Below are 17,706 nucleotides of genomic sequence, written 5' to 3' on the forward strand. Positions count from 1 at the left end.
GCCTTAACCCGAGGAGCCCCATGTCCCAGCTGGAGTACCCCGCCGACCTGCGCTACACCGAGGATCACGAGTGGGTGCGAGAGCAGGACGACGTGGTGCGGATCGGCATCACGGCCTTCGCGCAGGACGCGCTCGGCGATGTGGTGTACGTCAGCCTGCCGGCGGTCGGCGACCAGCTCACCTCGGGTGACTCGTGCGGCGAGGTCGAGTCGACCAAGTCCGTCAGCGACCTCTACGCCCCGCTGGACGGCGAAGTCACCGCGGTCAACGAAAGCCTGGACAGCACACCGGAGTTGATCAACTCCGACCCGTACGGCGAGGGTTGGATGTTCGAGTTGCGCGTCGCCGACGCATCGGCGGTCGCCGCCCTGAAGGACGCCGACGCGTACACCGCGTCGCTGGGCTGAACCGAGCACTCCCACCGCGCCTGCATCGGCACGGCCCACCTCACCGACCCCGTTACAACGATCACATAGGGTGACGCAATGACCGAGCAGCCGGCGTCCGGTGACACCACCGCACGCATCCCCGCAGCAGGAGTCCAGCCGGCGGACGCCGTACCCCCGAGCGAGATCGGCCTCTCCAGCGCCGACCAGGCGACCGTGGACGCGCTGCGTCCCGGGACGGCGCTGCTCATCTCCCAGCGTGGGCCGGGCTCGGGCGCCCGATTCCTGCTCGACGCCGACGAGGTCAGCTCGGGGCGTCACCCCGACAGTGACATCTTCCTGGACGACGTCACCGTCTCGCGCCGGCACGCCATCTTCCGGCGCACCGGCCAGGGTTACACCGTGCAGGACGTCGGCTCGCTCAACGGCACCTACGTCAACGGCGAGATCACCGACTCGGCACCGCTGAAGACCGGCACCGAGGTCCAGATCGGCAAGTTCCGCCTGGTCTACTACGGTGCCGCCGGCTCCTGAGGGCGGCAGCCACACGGTCGGTGCGGTCCTCGCGCTGCTGCGCGAGGACTTCCCCGACCTGACGATCTCCAAGGTCCGCTTCTTGGATGCTGAAGGTCTCGTCAGTCCGGGCCGTTCACCGTCGGGCTACCGCAGGTACAGCAATGCCGACCTGGACCGTCTGCGATTCGTCCTCACCGCGCAGCGCGACCGCTTCTGGCCGCTGAAGGTCATCCGGGAGGCGCTTGACGCCTACGACCGCGGCCTGCAGCCACCGCAGGGCCTGGACGCGCGGCCCGTCCCGCCGCCACCGGCCGGCGACCCCGCGCTCAGCACGCCGCCGTCACCGCCGGAGGAGGAACGCGCCGAGCCGCCGTTGCGACTGACCCTCGCGGAGGTGGCGCGCGGATCGGGGTTGAACGAGGCGCAGGTGCGCGACCTGGCGGGCTTCGGTCTGATCACCCCGGACGCCGGATACTTCGACCGGCAGGCCCTGGTCGTCGCCCGCAGCGCTGCCGCACTGATGGCACGCGGACTCGGCGCCCGGCACCTGCGTACCTTCCGGCTGGCCGCGGAACGAGAGGCCGCGATGGTCGCGCAACTGCGCGGCCGCGGCGCTCGAGGCACCGAGAGCGAGCAGGTCGTGGGCGAGTGCCTGGCACTGCATCTCGCGTTGCTGCGCGCGCAGGTAGCGTTGCACCCATGAGACGGGTCGATGTCATGGGTGTGCGAGTCGAGATGCCGACCAACAAGCCGATCGTCCTGTTGCGCGAGAGGGACGGCGAGCTCTACGTGCCGATCTGGATCGGCGCGCCGGAGGCGACCGCGATCGCGTACGCGCAGCAAGGGGTGGCGTCGCCGCGTCCGCTGACACACGATCTGCTGGTCAACGTCCTGTCCGACCTCGGTCACACCCTGGAGCACGTCGTGGTGACCCGGATGGAGGACAGCATCTTCTACGCCGAGCTGGTCGTCGACGGTGACACCACCATCAGCGCCCGCTCCTCCGACGCGATCGCCATCGCCTTGCGTGCCGGGGTGTCGATCTACGTTGCGGACGAGATCTTCGACGAGGTCGGCGTGTCCGTGCCGGTCGAAGAGGACGACGAGGTCGAGAAATTCCGCGAGTTCCTCGACAACGTGTCGGCCGAGGATTTCGAGACCTCCGAGGGCGAAGGACCTGGTGAAGCCCCCGAAGACGGGCCCGAGGACCGACCCTCATCCTCGACTTGAGGGTTACTGTTGCGCCAGATGCCGCGACACGCCGAAATTAGACCCCGCCGGTCGTTGACCCTGCCTGCAGCGCGCCTTACGTTGCGAGCACGGTTTCAGTGGTTCGCGGGCCCTCCGCAACGCCTCTCCGGCCGTAGAATGCAGGAACAGCGGCTCGTTCGACGGGTTGCTCACGCGGGTCGGTAGGACCCCGGAAACTGGAGGTCGACCGTGGCTGCGACAGGCACGACAGGCGATGCTGCGTCGGTACTGCAGGACGGGACCCGCGCCGCTCAGCCGCTGCAGGGCGCGCTGTTCGCGCACCCGGGTGACGCGTCCGACACCGAGACGGTCGGTTACCGCGGTCCGGCGGCATGCAACGCGGCCGGCGTCACCTACCGGCAGTTGGACTACTGGGCGCGCACGGGGCTGCTCGAGCCGTCGGTGCGCAATCCCTCGGGTTCGGGCCACCAGCGGCTCTACAGCTTCCGCGACATCCTCGTGCTCAAGGTCGTCAAGCGACTCCTGGACACCGGTGTCTCCCTGCAGCAGATCCGGATCGCGGTCAGCACTCTTCGGGCCCGGGGCGTGTCCGACCTCGCCGGGATCACCTTGATGTCCGATGGCGCGAGCGTCTACGAATGCACCTCCGATGAAGAGGTCATCGACCTGATGCGCGGCGGGCAGGGCGTGTTCGGTATCGCGCTCGGCTCGGTGTGGCGCGAGGTCGAGGGCACGCTCAGCGAGCTGCCGAGCGAGCGACCGGAGGAGCCGGAGCCCGCCGTACACCCCGGCGACGAGTTGCGTCAGCGTCGCCAGGCCCGCCACGCCGGTTGATCCGGCCGCGGTAGGAGTCCACCCGCCCGCGTAGTAATCTTGAGCACGCTCGCGACGCCGGCGGGAGAGAACTCGCACGATCCTGTGCGAGGACGCCGAAGGGGCAATTCTCCCCAGAACCTCTCAGGCTCCCGGACCGCCCGGTCGAGGCATCTCTGAAGGCATGTCCCCGCACGGTCGAAGTCCGGCCGGGACCAGCTGACAGAAGGGGAGGCGACCGACCGCCGCCTGCCCTCTGCGAGGAACGCCATGAGCACCCCCACCCAGCACGACGCGCCCGCCCCCGACTTCGTCCGCCGCCACGTCGCGCCCACCGAGGACGACGTCGCGGTGATGCTGAAGGCCGTCGACCAGCCCAGCCTCGAGGCCCTTCTGGACGCCGCCGTCCCGGGCCGGATCCGCGCGGACCACCCGTTCGAGCTCCAGGCCGCACCGTCCGAACCCGCGGTCATCGAGGAGCTGCGCGCGATCGCGGCGCGCAACTCGGTGCGCACCAGCATGATCGGCCTCGGCTACTACGGCACCCACACTCCTGCGGTGATCCGCCGCAACATCCTGGAGAACCCGGCCTGGTACACGGCGTACACGCCCTACCAGCCGGAGATCTCCCAGGGCCGGCTCGAGGCACTGCTCAACTTCCAGACCGTCGTACGCGACCTGACCGGCCTGCAGACGGCCGGTGCGTCGCTGCTCGACGAGGCCACCGCCGTCGCCGAGGCCATGACGTTGATGCGCCGCGGCAGCAAGGCGTCCGCCGACGCGGTCCTGCTGGTCGACCAGCACGTCATGCCGCAGTCCATCGCCGTCACCCGCACGCGTGCCGTGCCTCTCGGCATCGAGCTCGTCGTGGCGGATCTGCGTGGTGTCGACGACGCGGCCTCCCTGCGGCAGGCCGCGGGCGACCGCGACGTCTTCGGTGTCGTAGTGCAGTATCCGGATGCGTCCGGACGCATCGTGGATTGGACCACGCTGACGCAGGCGGCCCACGAGGCCGGCGCCCTGGTCACGGCCGCTGCCGATCTGTTGGCGCTGACGTTGCTGACCGCGCCCGGCAGTTGGGGCGCCGACGTGGCCGTCGGCACGACCCAGCGCTTCGGCGTGCCGATGGGCTTCGGTGGACCGCACGCGGGTTACATGAGTGTGCGCGCCGGACTCGAGCGCACGATGCCCGGACGACTGGTCGGCGTGAGCGTCGACGCGGCCGGCAACCCGGCGTACCGGCTGGCGCTGCAGACCCGTGAGCAGCACATCCGCCGCGAGAAGGCGACGTCGAACATCTGCACCGCCCAGGTGTTGCTCGCGGTGATGGCCTCGATGTACGCCGTCTGGCACGGCCCCCAGGGTCTGGCCCGGATCTCCCGCGAGGTGCACGCGAAGGCCACCGCCCTCGCCTCGTCGTTGCGCGATGCGGGCGCACAGGTCGCCGACGGTGACTACTTCGACACGCTGACCGTGATCGTGTCCGGGCGCGCCGACGACGTTCGCACCGCGGCCCTCGAGCAGGGCGTGAACCTGTGGCGGGTCGACGCCGACACGGTCTGCCTGAGCGTGGACGAGACCACCACTGCCGACGATCTCGCTGCGGTCGCAACGGCCTTCGGCGCGGCGGCACCGCAGTACGCGGCCGCGTCGGCGGGGGAGCCCGACTGGGCCGACGCGATGCGGCGTACCGACGAGATCCTCACCCACCCGGTGTTCCACAGCCACCAGAGCGAGACGGCGATGCTGCGCTACCTGCGCACCCTCGCCGACCGCGACTACGCCCTGGACCGCGGGATGATCCCGCTGGGCTCGTGCACCATGAAGCTCAACGCCACCACCGAGATGGAGGCGATCACCTGGCCGGAGTTCGCGAACCTGCACCCGTTCGCGCCCGCCGACCAGACCGAGGGCATCCGCTCGATCGTCGCCGACCTCGAGAGCTGGCTGGCCACGATCACCGGCTACGACTCGGTGTCCCTGCAGCCGAACGCCGGCTCCCAGGGCGAGTTCGCAGGACTGCTCGCGATCGCCGCCTACCACCGGTCGAACGGCGACAACGACCGGCGGGTGTGCCTCATCCCGGCGTCCGCGCACGGCACCAACGCCGCCAGTGCGGTGATGGCGGGCCTCAAGGTCGTGGTGGTCAAGACCGCCCCGACCGGCGAGGTCGATCTGGACGACCTGCGGGCCAAGATCGCCCAGCACGGCGACACGCTGGCCGCGGTGATGGTCACCTACCCCTCGACGCACGGTGTCTACGAGGACACCATCACCGAGCTGTGCGAGCTGGTGCACGAGGCCGGCGGCCAGGTCTACGTCGACGGTGCGAACCTCAACGCGCTCATCGGGATCGCCGAGCCGGGCAGCTTCGGAGGCGACGTGTCGCACCTGAACCTGCACAAGACCTTCTGCATCCCGCACGGCGGTGGCGGCCCCGGCGTGGGGCCGGTCGCCGTCCGCTCCCACCTGGCGCCGTACCTGCCCAACCACCCGTTCGCCAAGGAGGCCGGTCCGAAGACGGGTGTGGGCCCGATCTCGGCAGCGCCGTACGGCTCGGCGTCGATCCTGCCGATCTCGTGGGCCTACGTCCGCCTGATGGGCGGGCAGGGTCTGACCGACGCGACGCGCACCGCGATCCTGTCGGCCAACTACGTCGCGGCGCGGTTGCGCGACTCCTACCCGGTGCTCTACTCCGGCGAGGACGGCCTCGTCGCCCACGAGTGCATCCTCGATCTGCGCGGCCTCACCAAGTCGTCGGGGATCACTGTGGACGATGTCGCGAAGCGCCTGGTGGACTACGGCTTCCACTCGCCGACCATGTCCTTCCCGGTGGCGGGCACGCTGATGGTCGAGCCGACCGAGAGCGAGAGCCTGGAGGAACTCGACCGGTTCTGCGAGGCCATGATCGCCATCCGTGCCGAGATCCAGCAGGTCGAGGACGGCGCCGTACCCGCCGCGGACAGCGCGCTGCGGCACGCGCCGCACACCGCGCAGTCGCTGACCCAGGACTGGGAGCACCCCTACTCCCGCGCCGAGGCGGTCTACCCCGCGGGCGTGGACCCGATGCGCAAGTACTGGGCACCCGTGCGGCGCATCGACGGCGCGTACGGCGACCGGCACCTCATCTGCTCGTGCCCCTCGCCGGAGGCGTTCGAGGACTGAGCGCGAATGTCACCGGATTCCTGGCGTATCCGCCAGGAATCCGCTGACAACCGTGTGCGGGAAGCGTGAGTTATACGCGAATCGTGCTGAGGTACCTGCTGATCCGGCCGATCGCCTCGGTGAGCGTGTCGACGTCCGGCAGCGTGACCAGGCGGAAGTGATCCGGCGCGATCCAGTTGAAGCCCGTCCCATGGGTGACCAGGATCTTCTCGGCTCGTAGCAGGTCGATGACGAACGCCTGGTCGTCCTGTATCGGGTAGATCTGCGGGTCCAGCCGCGGGAAGCAGTAGAGCGCGCCCTCGGGCTTGACGCAGCTGACGCCCGGGATCTCGTTGAGCAGCCGCCACGCGAGCATGGACTGCTCGTAGAACCGCCCGCCGGGCACGATGAGCTCGTCGATGGACTGGTATCCGCCGAGGGCGGTCTGGATGGCGTGCTGGGCGGGCACGTTGGCACACATCCGCATGTTGGCCAGCAGCGTGAGGCCTTCGAGGAAGTCGGCCGCCAGGTGTCGTGGTCCGGTGATCGCCAGCCACCCGGAGCGGTAGCCGCACACCCGGTAGGCCTTCGAGAGCCCGCTGAAGGTCAGGCAGAGCACGTCGTCGCCGGCGAACGTCGCGGCGTGGTGGTGGACCGCGCCGTCGAAGAGGATCTTCTCGTAGATCTCGTCGCACATCAGCACCAGTTCGTGGCGCCGGGCGATGTCCACGAACCCGCGCACGATCTCCTCGCTGTAGACCGCACCAGTCGGGTTGTTGGGGTTGATGAGCACGAGGGCATGCGTGTTCGGGGTGATCCGCGACTCGATGTCGTCCAGGTCGGGATTCCAGCCGTTGGCCTCGTCGCAGCGGTAGTGCACCGGGGTGCCCCCCGCCAGCGTGACCGCCCCGGTCCACAGGGGATAGTCCGGCGCCGGGATGAGGATCTCGTTGCCGTCGTCGACGAACGCCTGCAGCACCAGGGAGATCAGCTCACTGACCCCGTTGCCGATGAAGACGTCGTCGACCTCGACACCCGTCAGGCCCTTGCCCTGGTAGTAGTTCGCCACCGCCGTACGTGCGGAGAAGATGCCTCGGGAGTCGCTGTAGCCCTGGCTCTTGTGCAGGTGGTGCACGACGTCCCGCTGGATCGCATCGGGCGCCTCGAAGCCGAACGGGGCGGGGTTGCCGATGTTCAGCTTGAGGATCGAGTGCCCCTCGGCCTCGAGGCGTTCGGCCTCGACGAGGATCGGTCCGCGCACGTCGTACCGGACATGTTGGAGCTTCGCCGACTGCTTGATCTCACGCACGGCGGACAGCCTCGCACAGCGTGAACGCCCGGCAGGGGCACCGCCGCGCGTGGCGCGTGTGTCGTTACGCGACCGCGTCCTGCGCGGCGGGGACGACCTCGATGTGGGACCCGCTCTCGGTCTTGCGGACCTGTACGCGGCTGCGGATCCTGGCTCGCAGCTCGCCAACGTGACTGACGATGCCGACACTGCGTCCGCCGGCGCGCAGCCCGTCGAGCACTTCCATGACCTGGTCGAGGGTCTCCTCATCAAGGGATCCGAAGCCCTCGTCGACGAACAGCGTGCCGAGCGGGCGGCCGCCGGAGTCGTGAAGCACGGCGTCGCCGAGCCCGAGGGCCAGGGCGAGGGAAGCGGTGAACGCCTCACCGCCGGAGAGACTCGCGGTGTCGCGGGCACGACCGGTCCAGGCGTCGAGCACCCGCAGGCCGAGGCCGCTGCGGGCACCGCCGCGCGCCAGCTCGTCGCTGTGTTCCAAGGTGAAGCGACCGTCGGACATCACCTTCAGGTGATCGTTGGCGAGGGCTGTCACCAGCTCCAACCGGGCGGCCAGCACGTAGGACGTCAGGCGCATCCGCAGCAGGTTGTCGCCGTGGCCGGCGGCCGTGTCGGCCAACGGGCCGAGGACCGCGAGCTCCTCGAGCGCGGGCCGGGATCGTTGCGCCAGCTCGCGGACCGCCGCCGCGATGCTGTCCAGGTCGCGCACGGCACGGTCGGCGGTGGACACGGCCTGCGCGGTCGTCGTACGCCGATGCTCGGTCACCTGTGCCGCCTCCTCCAGGGCGGGCAGATCCGGAGCGGGCGCCGTCTCGGCGTCGGCGACGTTCGGCTGGTCCAGCACCCCGACCGCCCGGTCGTAGGCCGCACGCTCCGTGGCCACCGTCTGCTCGAGGTGCTCCATCCGATCGGCGGTCAGGAGCGCCTCGACGGCGTGCGGCAGATCGGGGAAGTCCTGCGCCGTGAGGATCTCGGACAGGTCACCGGCCGCCTTGCGGTCGTCGTCCTGCGCGACTCGCCAGGTCTGGTCGGCGGCCTGCAACGTCTCGCCCGCCCGCTCCAGCTCCAGATGGCGCTCCAGCGGGTCGCCCTGGTCGACGAGGTCGCACCAACACTCCTGCGCATGCCGGTCGCGACGGTCGGCCATGCGCCGCTCGATGTCGGAGAGTCGCTCGCGGGTCTCGGCCAGGCGCGACACCGCTGCCGCGTGACCGGCCTGTGCCCGGGCGTGTGCCTCCTGCGCCTCGGACGTCGCGGCGGTGGACTCCGCGAGCAGCTTCGTGAGCGTCTTCCGGTGATCCCGTGCCGAGATCGCAGCGGTGACCGTGCGCCGGGCGACGGACAGGAGCTCGCGGAGGGCGTCGGCGTCGGGGACCGCCTCTTCTGCAACCCGCCCGGGGATGGCCGCCAGGGCGAGGCGGTGGGCCGTGACGCAGTCCTCGTGGCGGCCCTGGGCGATGGCCAGCGCGGTCTGTGCGTCCGCGTGGATCGTCCGTGCTGCTTCGGCGTCAGCCTCCGCGCGCTCGACGTCGGCTGCGGTCACCGCGTCGTCGATGGGCATCGCCGGTGCCGGGTGCTGCTCGGATCCACAGACAGGACAGGGGCATCCGGGACGCAGCTCGCCGCCGATCTCGCCGACCATGCCCGCCAGCCGTCGGCGTCGCAGCTCGAGCACCTGCTCCTCCGCGGCGACATAGACCGGCGTGACCTTCACGGTGTGCTCGCGGGCCGCCCCGACGACAGTGAGTGAACGGTCCAAGGACTCGTTGGCGGACTGCGCCGTCCTGATCGATTCGACGACCCGCTCGGCGGCGCTGACGGCGTCCGGACCTGGATCCGCGGCGCCGACCAGTTCGGCCTCGATCCGCTCGACCCGATCACGCAACTGATCGAGCTGGGCCACCACCGCCGCCAACTGCTCGGCGGTCGCGGACGCCTCGTCGTCCTGACGACCGACGCTCCTCGCCTCGGCGGCCGCTTGAGACTCCAGATCGCGCAGACCCGTGAGTGCTAGGCCGCCGTCGGCGATCGCACAGGCCAGCGCGGACCGGTCCCGCGCCGAGTCGAGCGAGTGGGCGGGGCCCACGAGTGCACGTGCCTGCGCGACGGAGGCTTCGAGGCGCGAGGAGGCCGCGTCGAGGGTCGCGGCTGCTTCCCGTCGCCGCGCGGCGACCGGCCGGACGACGGCTGCGCGGCGGGACGCCCGCACCGCCTCCCGCTGCGCGCAACGCGCGTCCTCACGCGCCTCGTACGCCTGCAGCACCGCGCGAGCCGCGCGGGCCTGCTGTTGCAGTCCCACGAGCCGAGCGGCCTGCTGCAGTGCATCTCGGGCGATGTCGCGCTGCCGGTCCGCATCGTCGGCGTCGACGAGGGCGCGGGTCGCGTGGTCGGCGGCCAGCCGGCGACAGTCCACGACCGTTGCGAGGAGCGCGGTGACTTCGGGAGCGTCAGCGGTCTGCGGCTGGTCCTGCGGTGCTGGCAGGTCCAGCTCCGCGAGCAGGTCGACGAGTCGGTCGGCCTGATGACCGATGGCCGTGGCGGTCTCGCGGACCTGCGTGTTCAGCTCGCGCCGGCGCTCGGCGAGCCAGTCCTGCGCCGCGGTGAAGCGACCGATGACGAAGAGCCGGCCGAGCAGTGCCGCGCGGTCCTCGGGTTTCGCGCGCAGGAAGGTCGCGAACTCGCCCTGGGGGAGCAGCACCACTTGGGCGAACTGCTCCAGTCCCAGGCCGAGGTGGTCGGTGACAATCTCGGCCGCCTCGTCCATCCGGGTGCTCTGCGCGACCCACTCATTGCCGTGCAGCACTTCCAGCAGGACGGTGGCGGGGCGTTTCGTGGTGCCGGTGCCGCGCTTCTTGGGAGCGTCCCATTCCGGACTGCGTCGGATCCTCAGTCGCTCACCGGCGGCGGTGAATTCGATCTGCACGTGCGACGGGACGCTCGGGTCGGCGTGGTCGCTGCGAATGGTCTCGCGATGCCCGGTGCGGCTGCCGGGAAGGGCGCCGTAGACGGCGTAGCAGACCGCGTCGAGGATCGAGGTCTTGCCGGCTCCGGTGGCGCCGTGGATGAGATAGAGCCCTGCCGCGTCCAGCGCGTCGAAGTCGACCCGCTCGAGGCCGGCGAAGGGTCCGAACGCCTGCAGCTCCAACAGGTGCAGCCTCATGCGACGCCCCGGCCGCCCGAGGTGGCCCGGGCAGCACCCTCGTCTGCCCCGGCGTCGCGGGCGGTGCGGCCGTGCTCGAACGCCGCGGCCCAGACGGCGCGCTCGGCGTCGGTGGCGGCTACCCCACCGCGTACGTGCTCGGTGAAGTCGCAGCAGAGGTCCAGGTCGTCGCGGCCATCGACCCGCTCCGCGTAGCTGCGGCGGTCGATGGGGGTCGCGGCCTGGGCGAACCCGAGCGTGAGGGTGTGCGGGAACCGGCGGCGTACCTGCTCCATGGCCGCGGGCGGTCGCGTCGGGTCCGTGAGGACGACCTCGCACCAAGCGTCTTCGTGCTGGGTGAGGGCCGGGTCGGCGAGCAAATCGGCCAGCACGCCGCGCAACCGGGCGATCGGTCGGTGTACCGGAGCCTCGATCAGCTCGGTGCGCACCTGCCCGTCCTGCAGGTCGAGCAGCACCGAGGACTTCACCTGACCCGCCTCGGAGAAGGACATCGCCACCGGCGACCCGCTGTAACGCACGCCGTCGGCCAGCTCCATCGGCCGGTGGATGTGGCCCAGCGCGGCATACGTCATGCCCGCGAAGACAGCGCGCGGCACCGCAGCGACCCCGCCGACGGCGATGTCGCGCTCGGAATCGCTGGTGGTGGCTCCGGTGACGAAGGCGTGCGCCATGACGATCGTCGAAGTCGGTCGGCTTGCGGCGTCCGCGCGCACCCGGGTCATCGCGGCGCGCAGCACGCCGGCGTGCGTGGGCGCGGCGTCCAGCGCGGGTGCCACCACGGACGGTTCGAGGTAGGGGAGCGGGTAGACCGCCGCCCCGCCGAGGTCGACCGGCCTGCCGATCCCGTCCAGGGAGGTGCGGATGTGCAGGCCCGCACGCTCCAGCACCCGCGACCCGAAACCGAGTCGCGTCGCGGAGTCGTGGTTGCCGCTGGAGAGCACGACCTGCGCACCGGCGTCGAGCAGCCGCACCACGGCCTCATCAAGCGCCGCAACGGTCGCTGGGGCGGGCAGGGCGCGGTCGTAGATGTCACCGGACACCAGCACCGCGCCGACCTTCTCCTGGCGCACCACGTCGACCAGGTGGTCGAGGTAGGCCACCTGCGCATCGAGCAGCCCGGCACCGTGGAAGGAGCGGCCCAGGTGCCAGTCGGAGGTGTGGATGATGCGCACGTTCCGAAGGCTAGGAGCCACCTCCGACAGGTCTGCGCATTTGCCCCGGCGTGTGGCTGCCCAGTCCGGGCGTCCTGCGAAAAAGTGACCGCCGGGCCGACAACCCACCGTCGGAGGGCCGGGTGGCGCAGGAAAATGGCCGCCAGGCCGACAACCCGCGACCCGGGGAAGCACGTCCGGCGGATCGGGTGCGGCCGCGAATCGTGGTCGGTGCTACGACCAGGTCGTCGACACCCCGTAGGTTGGGCCCGATCTTCGAGGAGGCCTGATGGGCGCGGAAGTTTCCGGCACGACGTACACCCGCGAGCAGCGGCAGCGCTACCGCGAGAAGGTGCGCCAGGACCTGGACGTCTTCGAGCGGATGCTGGCGACGCACCGCTTCGAGTACGAGCAGCAGCTGACCGGCATGGAGATCGAACTCAACCTGGTCGGCAAGGACGCCATGCCGTTGATGTCGAACGCCGCCGTGCTGGAGAGCATCGCCGACACCGACTATCAAACCGAGCTCGGCCGCTACAACATCGAGCTCAACGTCAGCCCGCGCCCCATGCCCGGCGACTCGGCGATCCAGCTGGAGCGCGAGCTGCGCGAGAGCCTCAACCGCGCCGAGACGAAGGCCAACGAGGCCGGCGCGCGCATCGTGCAGGTGGGCATCCTGCCCACCCTGATGCCCGAGCACTTCTCGCCGGACTGGATGAGCGCCAACGCCCGGTACGCCGCACTGAACGAGTCGATCTTCGCCGCGCGTGGTGAGGACCTCTTCATCGACATCGAGGGCACCAGCGGCGAACGCCTTGCCATGTATGCCGATTCGATCTACCCCGAGTCCGCGTGCACATCCGTGCAGCTGCACCTGCAGGTGCAGCCCCACCAGTTCGCGGCCTACTGGAACGCCGCCCAGGCGCTGTCCGGCGTACAGCTCGCGGTCGGTGCCAACTCGCCGTACCTCTTCGGCAAGCAGCTGTGGCAGGAGACCCGGGTCGAGCTCTTCCTGCAGGCGACCGACACCCGGTCGGTGGAGCTGAAGTACCAGGGCGTGCGGCCGCGGGTGTGGTTCGGGGAACGGTGGATCACCTCGATCTTCGATCTCTTCGAGGAGAACGTGCGCTACTTCCCGGCGCTGCTGCCCGAGACCAGCGAGGAGGACCCGATCGCTGTGCTCGACGAGGGGCGCGCGCCCGAGTTGGCCGAGCTGAAGCTGCACAACGGCACGGTCTACCGCTGGAACAGGCCGATCTACGACACGGTCGACGGCACACCGCACCTGCGGGTGGAGAACAGGGTGCTGCCGGCCGGCCCCACGATCGCCGACACCCTGGCCAACTCGGCGTTCTACTACGGCGTCGTGCGGATGCTGGCCGAGCACGACCGGCCGGTGTGGTCCCGGATGAGCTTCGCCGCGGCCGAGCACAACTTCACCGAAGGCGCCCGACGGGGGATGGACGCGACGATCTACTGGCCGGGGTTCGGCGAGGTCGCGTCCGAGGAGCTGGTGCTGCGCCACCTGCTCCCGCTCGCGCACGAGGGACTGCGCAAGTGGGGCGTGGCGACGGCGGTCCGCGAGCGCTACCTCGGCATCATCGAGCAGCGCTGCCGGGTGGGGCGCAACGGCGCGAGCTGGCAGGTCGAGTGCGTCCAGGCGTTGGAAGCCAAGGGCCTCAGCCGGCTGGACGCCCTCGCGCAGATGGTGGAGCGCTACCTCGACGGCATGCACAGCAACGAGCCCGTGCACACCTGGGAGCTGCCCGGCTGACGCCTACACGCCCTCGCGGGTCGACCGGTTCCACACCTGGATGCACGGATTGCCGTGGTAATAGCCGAGCATCGAGATCGCGCCGGCGTCCAGCATGAGGCGGGCGCCGAGACGCGGCACGTTCTGCAGGAACACCGTGGCGAGGATGCGCAGGGAGTGGCCGTGCGCGACCACGACGACGTTGCCGTCGTCGAGCATCGGGATCGAGCGTTCGATGATGTGGCTGACCCGGGCAGCGACGTCCTCGACCGTCTCGCCGGGCGTCTTGCCGGGCACCACACCGTCCTTGAAGATCTCCCAGCGCGGGTCGCCGGACCGCTCACGGATCTGGGGAGTGGTGAGGCCCTCGTAACCGCCGTAGTCCCACTCGCGCAGGTCGGCGTCGATCGTGTAGTCGGTGATGCCCGCGAGCTCCGCCGTACGTCGCGCGCGCTGCATGGGCGACACGAACGCCGCCACCCGCGGCATGTCCCGGATGACCTCGCCCGCCCGGCGCGCGCAGTCCTCACCCTCGGGCAGAAGCGGCAGATCCGTCGTCCCGGTGTGCTGGCCGGTGCGCGACCACTCCGTCTCGCCGTGCCGGATGAGGATCAGGCTGTATGTCGGACTGTCGGCGCTCATCTGGGCAATCTAGTGGCAGCCTGTGAGGCGTGCCGACCTACATCGTGTTCCTGCGCGCGGTCAATGTGCGGCCGCGGTGGGTGAAGATGGCCCTCCTGCGCGAGCTGCTGTCGGACAACGCGTTCAGCGATGTCGAGACCTACATCCAGAGCGGCAACCTGCGCCTGCAGACACCGATGCGGTCGGCGGTGAAGGTACGCGCCGAGCTGGAGCGGCTGATCGGGGCCGAGTTCGGGTTCCAGGTGCCCTGTGTCGTGCGCACTCCCGCGGCGCTGGCCGAGGTCGCGGCGTACGCCGAGGGCCTGGCGTCGCCGTTCCCGGACGACGAGGCGCGTCGTTACGTCACGTTCTGCGCCGAGCCGGTGAGGGCGGACGCCTCCGACCTGCTGCACGACTGGGAGGAGCCGGGCGAACGGCTGCGGGTCCACGGCTCGGAGGTCTACTGGTGGCTGACCACACCGGCGCACGAGGCGAAGATGACCAACGCCCGACTGGAGAAGACCGTCGGTGATGCCACCACCCGGGACATCAAGGTCGTGCGCACCCTGGCCGACCGCTGGGGGAGCTGAGCCGATCCGCTGCGAGGGCACCGCTAGGTTCCTTGCGGCGTCCCCTTACGTGAGCAGGGTTCTGGGGCGGCGCCGCGCGGTCCCAAACGCACGCCGTCCGTCGCACGTCAGTCGGGTCAGCCGTCGTACAGCTCGAAGTCGGCGAAGTCGAAGCCCGGTGTCACCACGCAGCTGACCAGCACCGGTTCGACGCGGCCGTTCAGCCCGAACGGCGATGCGCGCTGCCAGTGCCCGGCGGGCACGAGCGCCTGGGGCACCGCGAAGTCGCGGTCGAGGGCTGGACCCATGCCGAGATATTCGGTGGTCCTGCCATCGGGCACCTGTCCGTCGCCGCCGAGCTCCAGCGCGAGCAGTCCGCCATGTTGGTGGATCCACAGCTCGTCCGAGGTGACTCGATGCCATTCGCTCTGCTCACCCGGCATCAACAGGTAGAGGATGGCCGTCGCCAGCGACCGGTGGCCGCCCGAACCGCCCGACAGGAAATCCGGGATCTGCAGGTCGCTGCGGTAGGTCTCGCGGAACCAGCCGCCCTCCGGATGCTCGTGCAGGTCCAGCCGCTCCGCCCAGTCCGGCAGTTTCTTCCGACCGCTCATCGTCGTCCCCTAACGTGTGCCGAATGGCGAGGTACTTCGACGTGCACCCTAGGGATCCCCAGCCGCGCAGCATCGGCCAGGCGGTCGCGATCGTGCGCGACGGCGGGCTGCTCGCCTACCCGACGGAGTCCGGCTACGCGCTCGGATGCTCGCTGGACAACCCGGACGGCAAGGAGCGGATCACCCGGATCCGGCAGCTGGACAGCCACCACCACTTCACCCTGGTCTGCCACGACTTCGCCCAGGTGGGACAACTGGTGCACTTCGACAACCGCGTCTTCCGCTCGGTCAAGGCTGCGGCGCCCGGCTCGTACACGTTCATCCTCCCGGCGACAGGTGCCGTGCCACGCCGGCTGCTGCACCCGAAGAAGCGCACCGTCGGTGTCCGCATCGCCGCCCACCCGGTCGCCTGCGCGCTGTTGGAGGAGCTCGGCGACCCGATCCTCTCGAGCACGCTGATCCTGCCGGACCACGAGGAGCCGATGACCGACGGCTGGCAGGTCAAGGAGGAGCTGGACCACCAGGTGGATGCCGTCATCGATTCCGGTGAGTGCGGCGACGAACCCACCACGGTCGTCGACTGGTCGGGCGAGACGCCGGAGGTCGTGCGAGTCGGGTCCGGCGATCCCGCACCGTTCGAATGACGCTGCCGGACGACGGGTTCGACAGCTGGGGTCTTCCACCACACCTGGTGACTTCCCTGCAGACCACCCATTCCCACCCGCTGGGATCCGCTATCCACGCTGCCTGGATGAGATTCCCGCCGCCGGCCGACGATGGTTGGACGCGGATGCCGAGCTGGGCGCCCGGGGTGTTCGGCGTCGTCGCCTTCACCGGTCACGCCATCGTCTGCGCGCCGGACGACCTCAGCGACAAGGAGCTGGCCACGTTGGGCGCGGACGGGACCGGAGGGGCCCACCATCCCGCCATTGCGATGGCTCTGCTCGGAGGTCATGGAGTCGTGCACTCGCTGGACCTCCTGATGGTCGCATCGGGCACCGGCCGCGACCTCGAGGAGACCGACGGCCTGCTCGTGCGGCGTCCGGATCTCGATGACCACCCTCGGGTGCGGTACGCGGCGGCATTCCGCACGGACGCGCGGGCGTTCGGTCTGACGGAGGGCGACGACGTCGTGGTCTCCCTGAGCACCGGTATCGGCGGTCTGCAGGAGATCGGGGTCGAGGTGGCACCGGGCGCACGGGGTCAGGGCCTCGGTGCAGAAGTCCTGCGCGCGGCCTCGGCGCTCATCCCGGAGGGACACCCGCTGATCGCTTCCGCGGCTCCCGGCAACGTGATCGCCGTACAGGCCCTGCTGGGCAGCGACTACGAACTCGTGGGCTCCCACCAGGTGGTGGTGCGCGACCTGCAGTGATCCAGAAATGGACCAGGTGCGGATATAGGCACAGCTGCTGGTCAGGCGCGGAGCGACTGGCCAAGGGCTTTGCACGCACCGCAATAGGGTGAGGGTCATGACGCGCGCTCTCTTCGTGACCGAGCATGGTGACCGTTCGGTGCTGGCGGTCCGTGGCCACGACGTGCCCGCGCCCGCACCCGACGAGGTGCAGGTGCGGGTCGTGGCGACGGGGGTGAACTTCATCGACGTCTACAAGCGGGAGGGCGTCTACCCCGGTCCGACCCCGTTCGTGGCGGGCGAGGAGGGTGCCGGCACCGTCGAGGCGGTCGGCGCCGAGGTGTCCGACATCCGCCCGGGCGCGCGCGTCGCGTGGGCCTCCGGGGCCGGCTCGGCTTCCGAGCTGGTCAACGTGCCCGCCGCCGCTGTCGTCCCCGTGCCCGACGGTGTCGACCTCCCGCAGGCCGCCGCAGCCATGCTCCAGGGAATGACCGCGCACTATCTGGTCGAGTCGACCTACCCGGTGCGCGAGGGGGACATCGCCCTGGTGCACGCGGCGGCCGGGGGAGTCGGACAGCTGCTCGTCCAGCTCATCGTGGCCAAGGGCGCCCAGGTGGTCGCGACGGCGGGCACCGCGGACAAGCTGGCCATCGCCTCGCGACTGGGTGCGCAGCACACCATCGGCTACCACGATTTCGACGGCAAGCCGGAGGAGCTGGCGGCCGCGGTGCGCGACGCAGCCGGCCGCGGGGTCGACGTCGTGTACGACGGTGTCGGTCAGGCCACCTTCGATGCGTCGTTGCGCTCACTGCGACCGCGCGGGCTGATGGCGCTCTTCGGCGCGGCCAGCGGACAGGTCCCGCCATTCGATCTGCAGCGGCTCAACCGACTCGGCTCCCTCTTCGTCACGCGCCCGACCCTGGCCTCCTACATCGCGACCCGCGAGGAGCTGCTGTGGCGTGCGGGGGCCGTGCTCAGTGCCGTGGAGCGCGGGTCGTTGCACGTCGACGTCAGCGCGAGCTACCCGCTCGACGAGGCCGGTGCGGCGTACGAGGCCCTGGAGGGCCGCGCCACCACCGGCAAGCTGCTGCTCACCCCGTAACCGGCCACGCC

The 17,706-nt window shown here is 70.3% G+C and carries 16 protein-coding genes and 1 riboswitch; of the genes, 11 read left to right on the forward strand and 5 right to left on the reverse strand.

Annotated elements, in window-relative coordinates; translation table 11 throughout:
- Positions 1–20 precede the first annotated feature (20 nt).
- The 6 genes from gcvH (at position 21) to gcvP (ending at position 6,092) form a co-directional block, all read left to right on the forward strand.
- Complete coding sequence (gcvH, locus tag JOB34_RS05995; RefSeq protein WP_179480571.1) at positions 21–407, forward strand: glycine cleavage system protein GcvH; 387 nt, start codon at positions 21–23, stop codon at positions 405–407.
- Between the two features lie 78 nt (positions 408–485).
- Positions 486–920, forward strand: coding sequence for an FHA domain-containing protein (locus JOB34_RS06000; protein WP_208051846.1), 435 nt, complete (start codon positions 486–488; stop codon positions 918–920).
- Entirely contained in the window at positions 904–1,605 is a 702-nt protein-coding gene (locus JOB34_RS06005) for a MerR family transcriptional regulator (RefSeq protein ID WP_208051847.1), read from the forward strand. Before JOB34_RS06000 ends, JOB34_RS06005 begins: the two co-directional genes overlap by 17 nt.
- The gene (locus JOB34_RS06010; RefSeq protein ID WP_208051848.1) at positions 1,602–2,132 is read left to right on the forward strand and encodes a bifunctional nuclease family protein; all 531 of its coding nucleotides are present in this window, start codon (positions 1,602–1,604) and stop codon (positions 2,130–2,132) included. Before JOB34_RS06005 ends, JOB34_RS06010 begins: the two co-directional genes overlap by 4 nt.
- 279 nt (positions 2,133–2,411) lie before the next feature.
- The gene (locus JOB34_RS06015) at positions 2,412–2,948 is read left to right on the forward strand and encodes a MerR family transcriptional regulator (RefSeq protein WP_243757779.1); all 537 of its coding nucleotides are present in this window, start codon (positions 2,412–2,414) and stop codon (positions 2,946–2,948) included.
- Positions 2,949–2,999: 51 nt separating this feature from the next.
- Positions 3,000–3,097: riboswitch (glycine riboswitch) on the forward strand.
- A 100-nt stretch (positions 3,098–3,197) separates the two neighbouring features.
- The gene (gene gcvP, locus JOB34_RS06020; protein ID WP_208051849.1) at positions 3,198–6,092 is read left to right on the forward strand and encodes an aminomethyl-transferring glycine dehydrogenase; all 2,895 of its coding nucleotides are present in this window, start codon (positions 3,198–3,200) and stop codon (positions 6,090–6,092) included.
- 70 nt (positions 6,093–6,162) lie between these two features.
- Here the strand turns inward: gcvP and JOB34_RS06025 are convergent, their stop codons facing one another.
- The 3 genes from JOB34_RS06025 to JOB34_RS06035 all read right to left on the reverse strand — a co-directional run bounded on the left by JOB34_RS06025 (position 6,163) and on the right by JOB34_RS06035 (position 11,706).
- Complete coding sequence (locus JOB34_RS06025) at positions 6,163–7,380, reverse strand: pyridoxal phosphate-dependent aminotransferase (RefSeq protein WP_179480581.1); 1,218 nt, start codon at positions 7,378–7,380, stop codon at positions 6,163–6,165.
- A gap of 64 nt (positions 7,381–7,444) precedes the next feature.
- On the reverse strand, positions 7,445–10,534 hold the full coding sequence (locus JOB34_RS06030) for an SMC family ATPase (protein ID WP_208051850.1): 3,090 nt from the start codon (positions 10,532–10,534) through the stop codon (positions 7,445–7,447).
- Positions 10,531–11,706, reverse strand: a complete 1,176-nt coding sequence (locus tag JOB34_RS06035; RefSeq protein ID WP_208051851.1) for an exonuclease SbcCD subunit D — start codon at positions 11,704–11,706, stop codon at positions 10,531–10,533. Before JOB34_RS06035 ends, JOB34_RS06030 begins: the two co-directional genes overlap by 4 nt.
- Positions 11,707–11,974: 268 nt before the next feature.
- Between JOB34_RS06035 and JOB34_RS06040 the strand changes: the two genes are divergently transcribed.
- Complete coding sequence (locus JOB34_RS06040; protein WP_208051852.1) at positions 11,975–13,459, forward strand: glutamate--cysteine ligase; 1,485 nt, start codon at positions 11,975–11,977, stop codon at positions 13,457–13,459.
- Between the two features lie 3 nt (positions 13,460–13,462).
- On the opposite strand, the gene JOB34_RS06045 is transcribed toward JOB34_RS06040, so the two are convergent.
- Entirely contained in the window at positions 13,463–14,080 is a 618-nt protein-coding gene (locus JOB34_RS06045; RefSeq protein WP_179480589.1) for a histidine phosphatase family protein, read from the reverse strand.
- Positions 14,081–14,109: 29 nt separating this feature from the next.
- Here JOB34_RS06045 and JOB34_RS06050 point away from each other — a divergent pair, with 29 nt between their 5' ends.
- A complete protein-coding gene (locus JOB34_RS06050; RefSeq protein ID WP_208051853.1) occupies positions 14,110–14,649 on the forward strand; it encodes a DUF1697 domain-containing protein in 540 nt (179 codons plus the stop codon).
- Between the two features lie 116 nt (positions 14,650–14,765).
- Here the strand turns inward: JOB34_RS06050 and JOB34_RS06055 are convergent, their stop codons facing one another.
- Positions 14,766–15,242: a cupin domain-containing protein gene (locus JOB34_RS06055; RefSeq protein WP_208051854.1), complete on the reverse strand. Its 477-nt coding sequence runs from the start codon at positions 15,240–15,242 to the stop codon at positions 14,766–14,768.
- A 23-nt stretch (positions 15,243–15,265) separates the two neighbouring features.
- On the opposite strand from JOB34_RS06055, the gene JOB34_RS06060 reads away from it, so the two are divergent.
- The 3 genes from JOB34_RS06060 (at position 15,266) to JOB34_RS06070 (ending at position 17,695) form a co-directional block, all read left to right on the forward strand.
- The gene (locus JOB34_RS06060; protein WP_179480595.1) at positions 15,266–15,886 is read left to right on the forward strand and encodes an L-threonylcarbamoyladenylate synthase; all 621 of its coding nucleotides are present in this window, start codon (positions 15,266–15,268) and stop codon (positions 15,884–15,886) included.
- A 107-nt stretch (positions 15,887–15,993) separates the two neighbouring features.
- Positions 15,994–16,614 carry an N-acetyltransferase gene (locus tag JOB34_RS06065; RefSeq protein WP_208051855.1) on the forward strand — a complete coding sequence of 207 codons (621 nt, stop codon included), beginning with the start codon at positions 15,994–15,996 and terminating at the stop codon, positions 16,612–16,614.
- A gap of 97 nt (positions 16,615–16,711) precedes the next feature.
- Positions 16,712–17,695 (forward strand): quinone oxidoreductase, encoded by a 984-nt coding sequence (locus tag JOB34_RS06070; protein ID WP_208051856.1) that lies wholly within the window; start codon positions 16,712–16,714, stop codon positions 17,693–17,695.
- Positions 17,696–17,706: the final 11 nt, after the last annotated feature.

Source organism: Allobranchiibius sp. GilTou38 (genome assembly GCF_017565325.1).
In the GTDB taxonomy this organism is placed as follows: domain Bacteria; phylum Actinomycetota; class Actinomycetes; order Actinomycetales; family Dermatophilaceae; genus Allobranchiibius; species Allobranchiibius huperziae.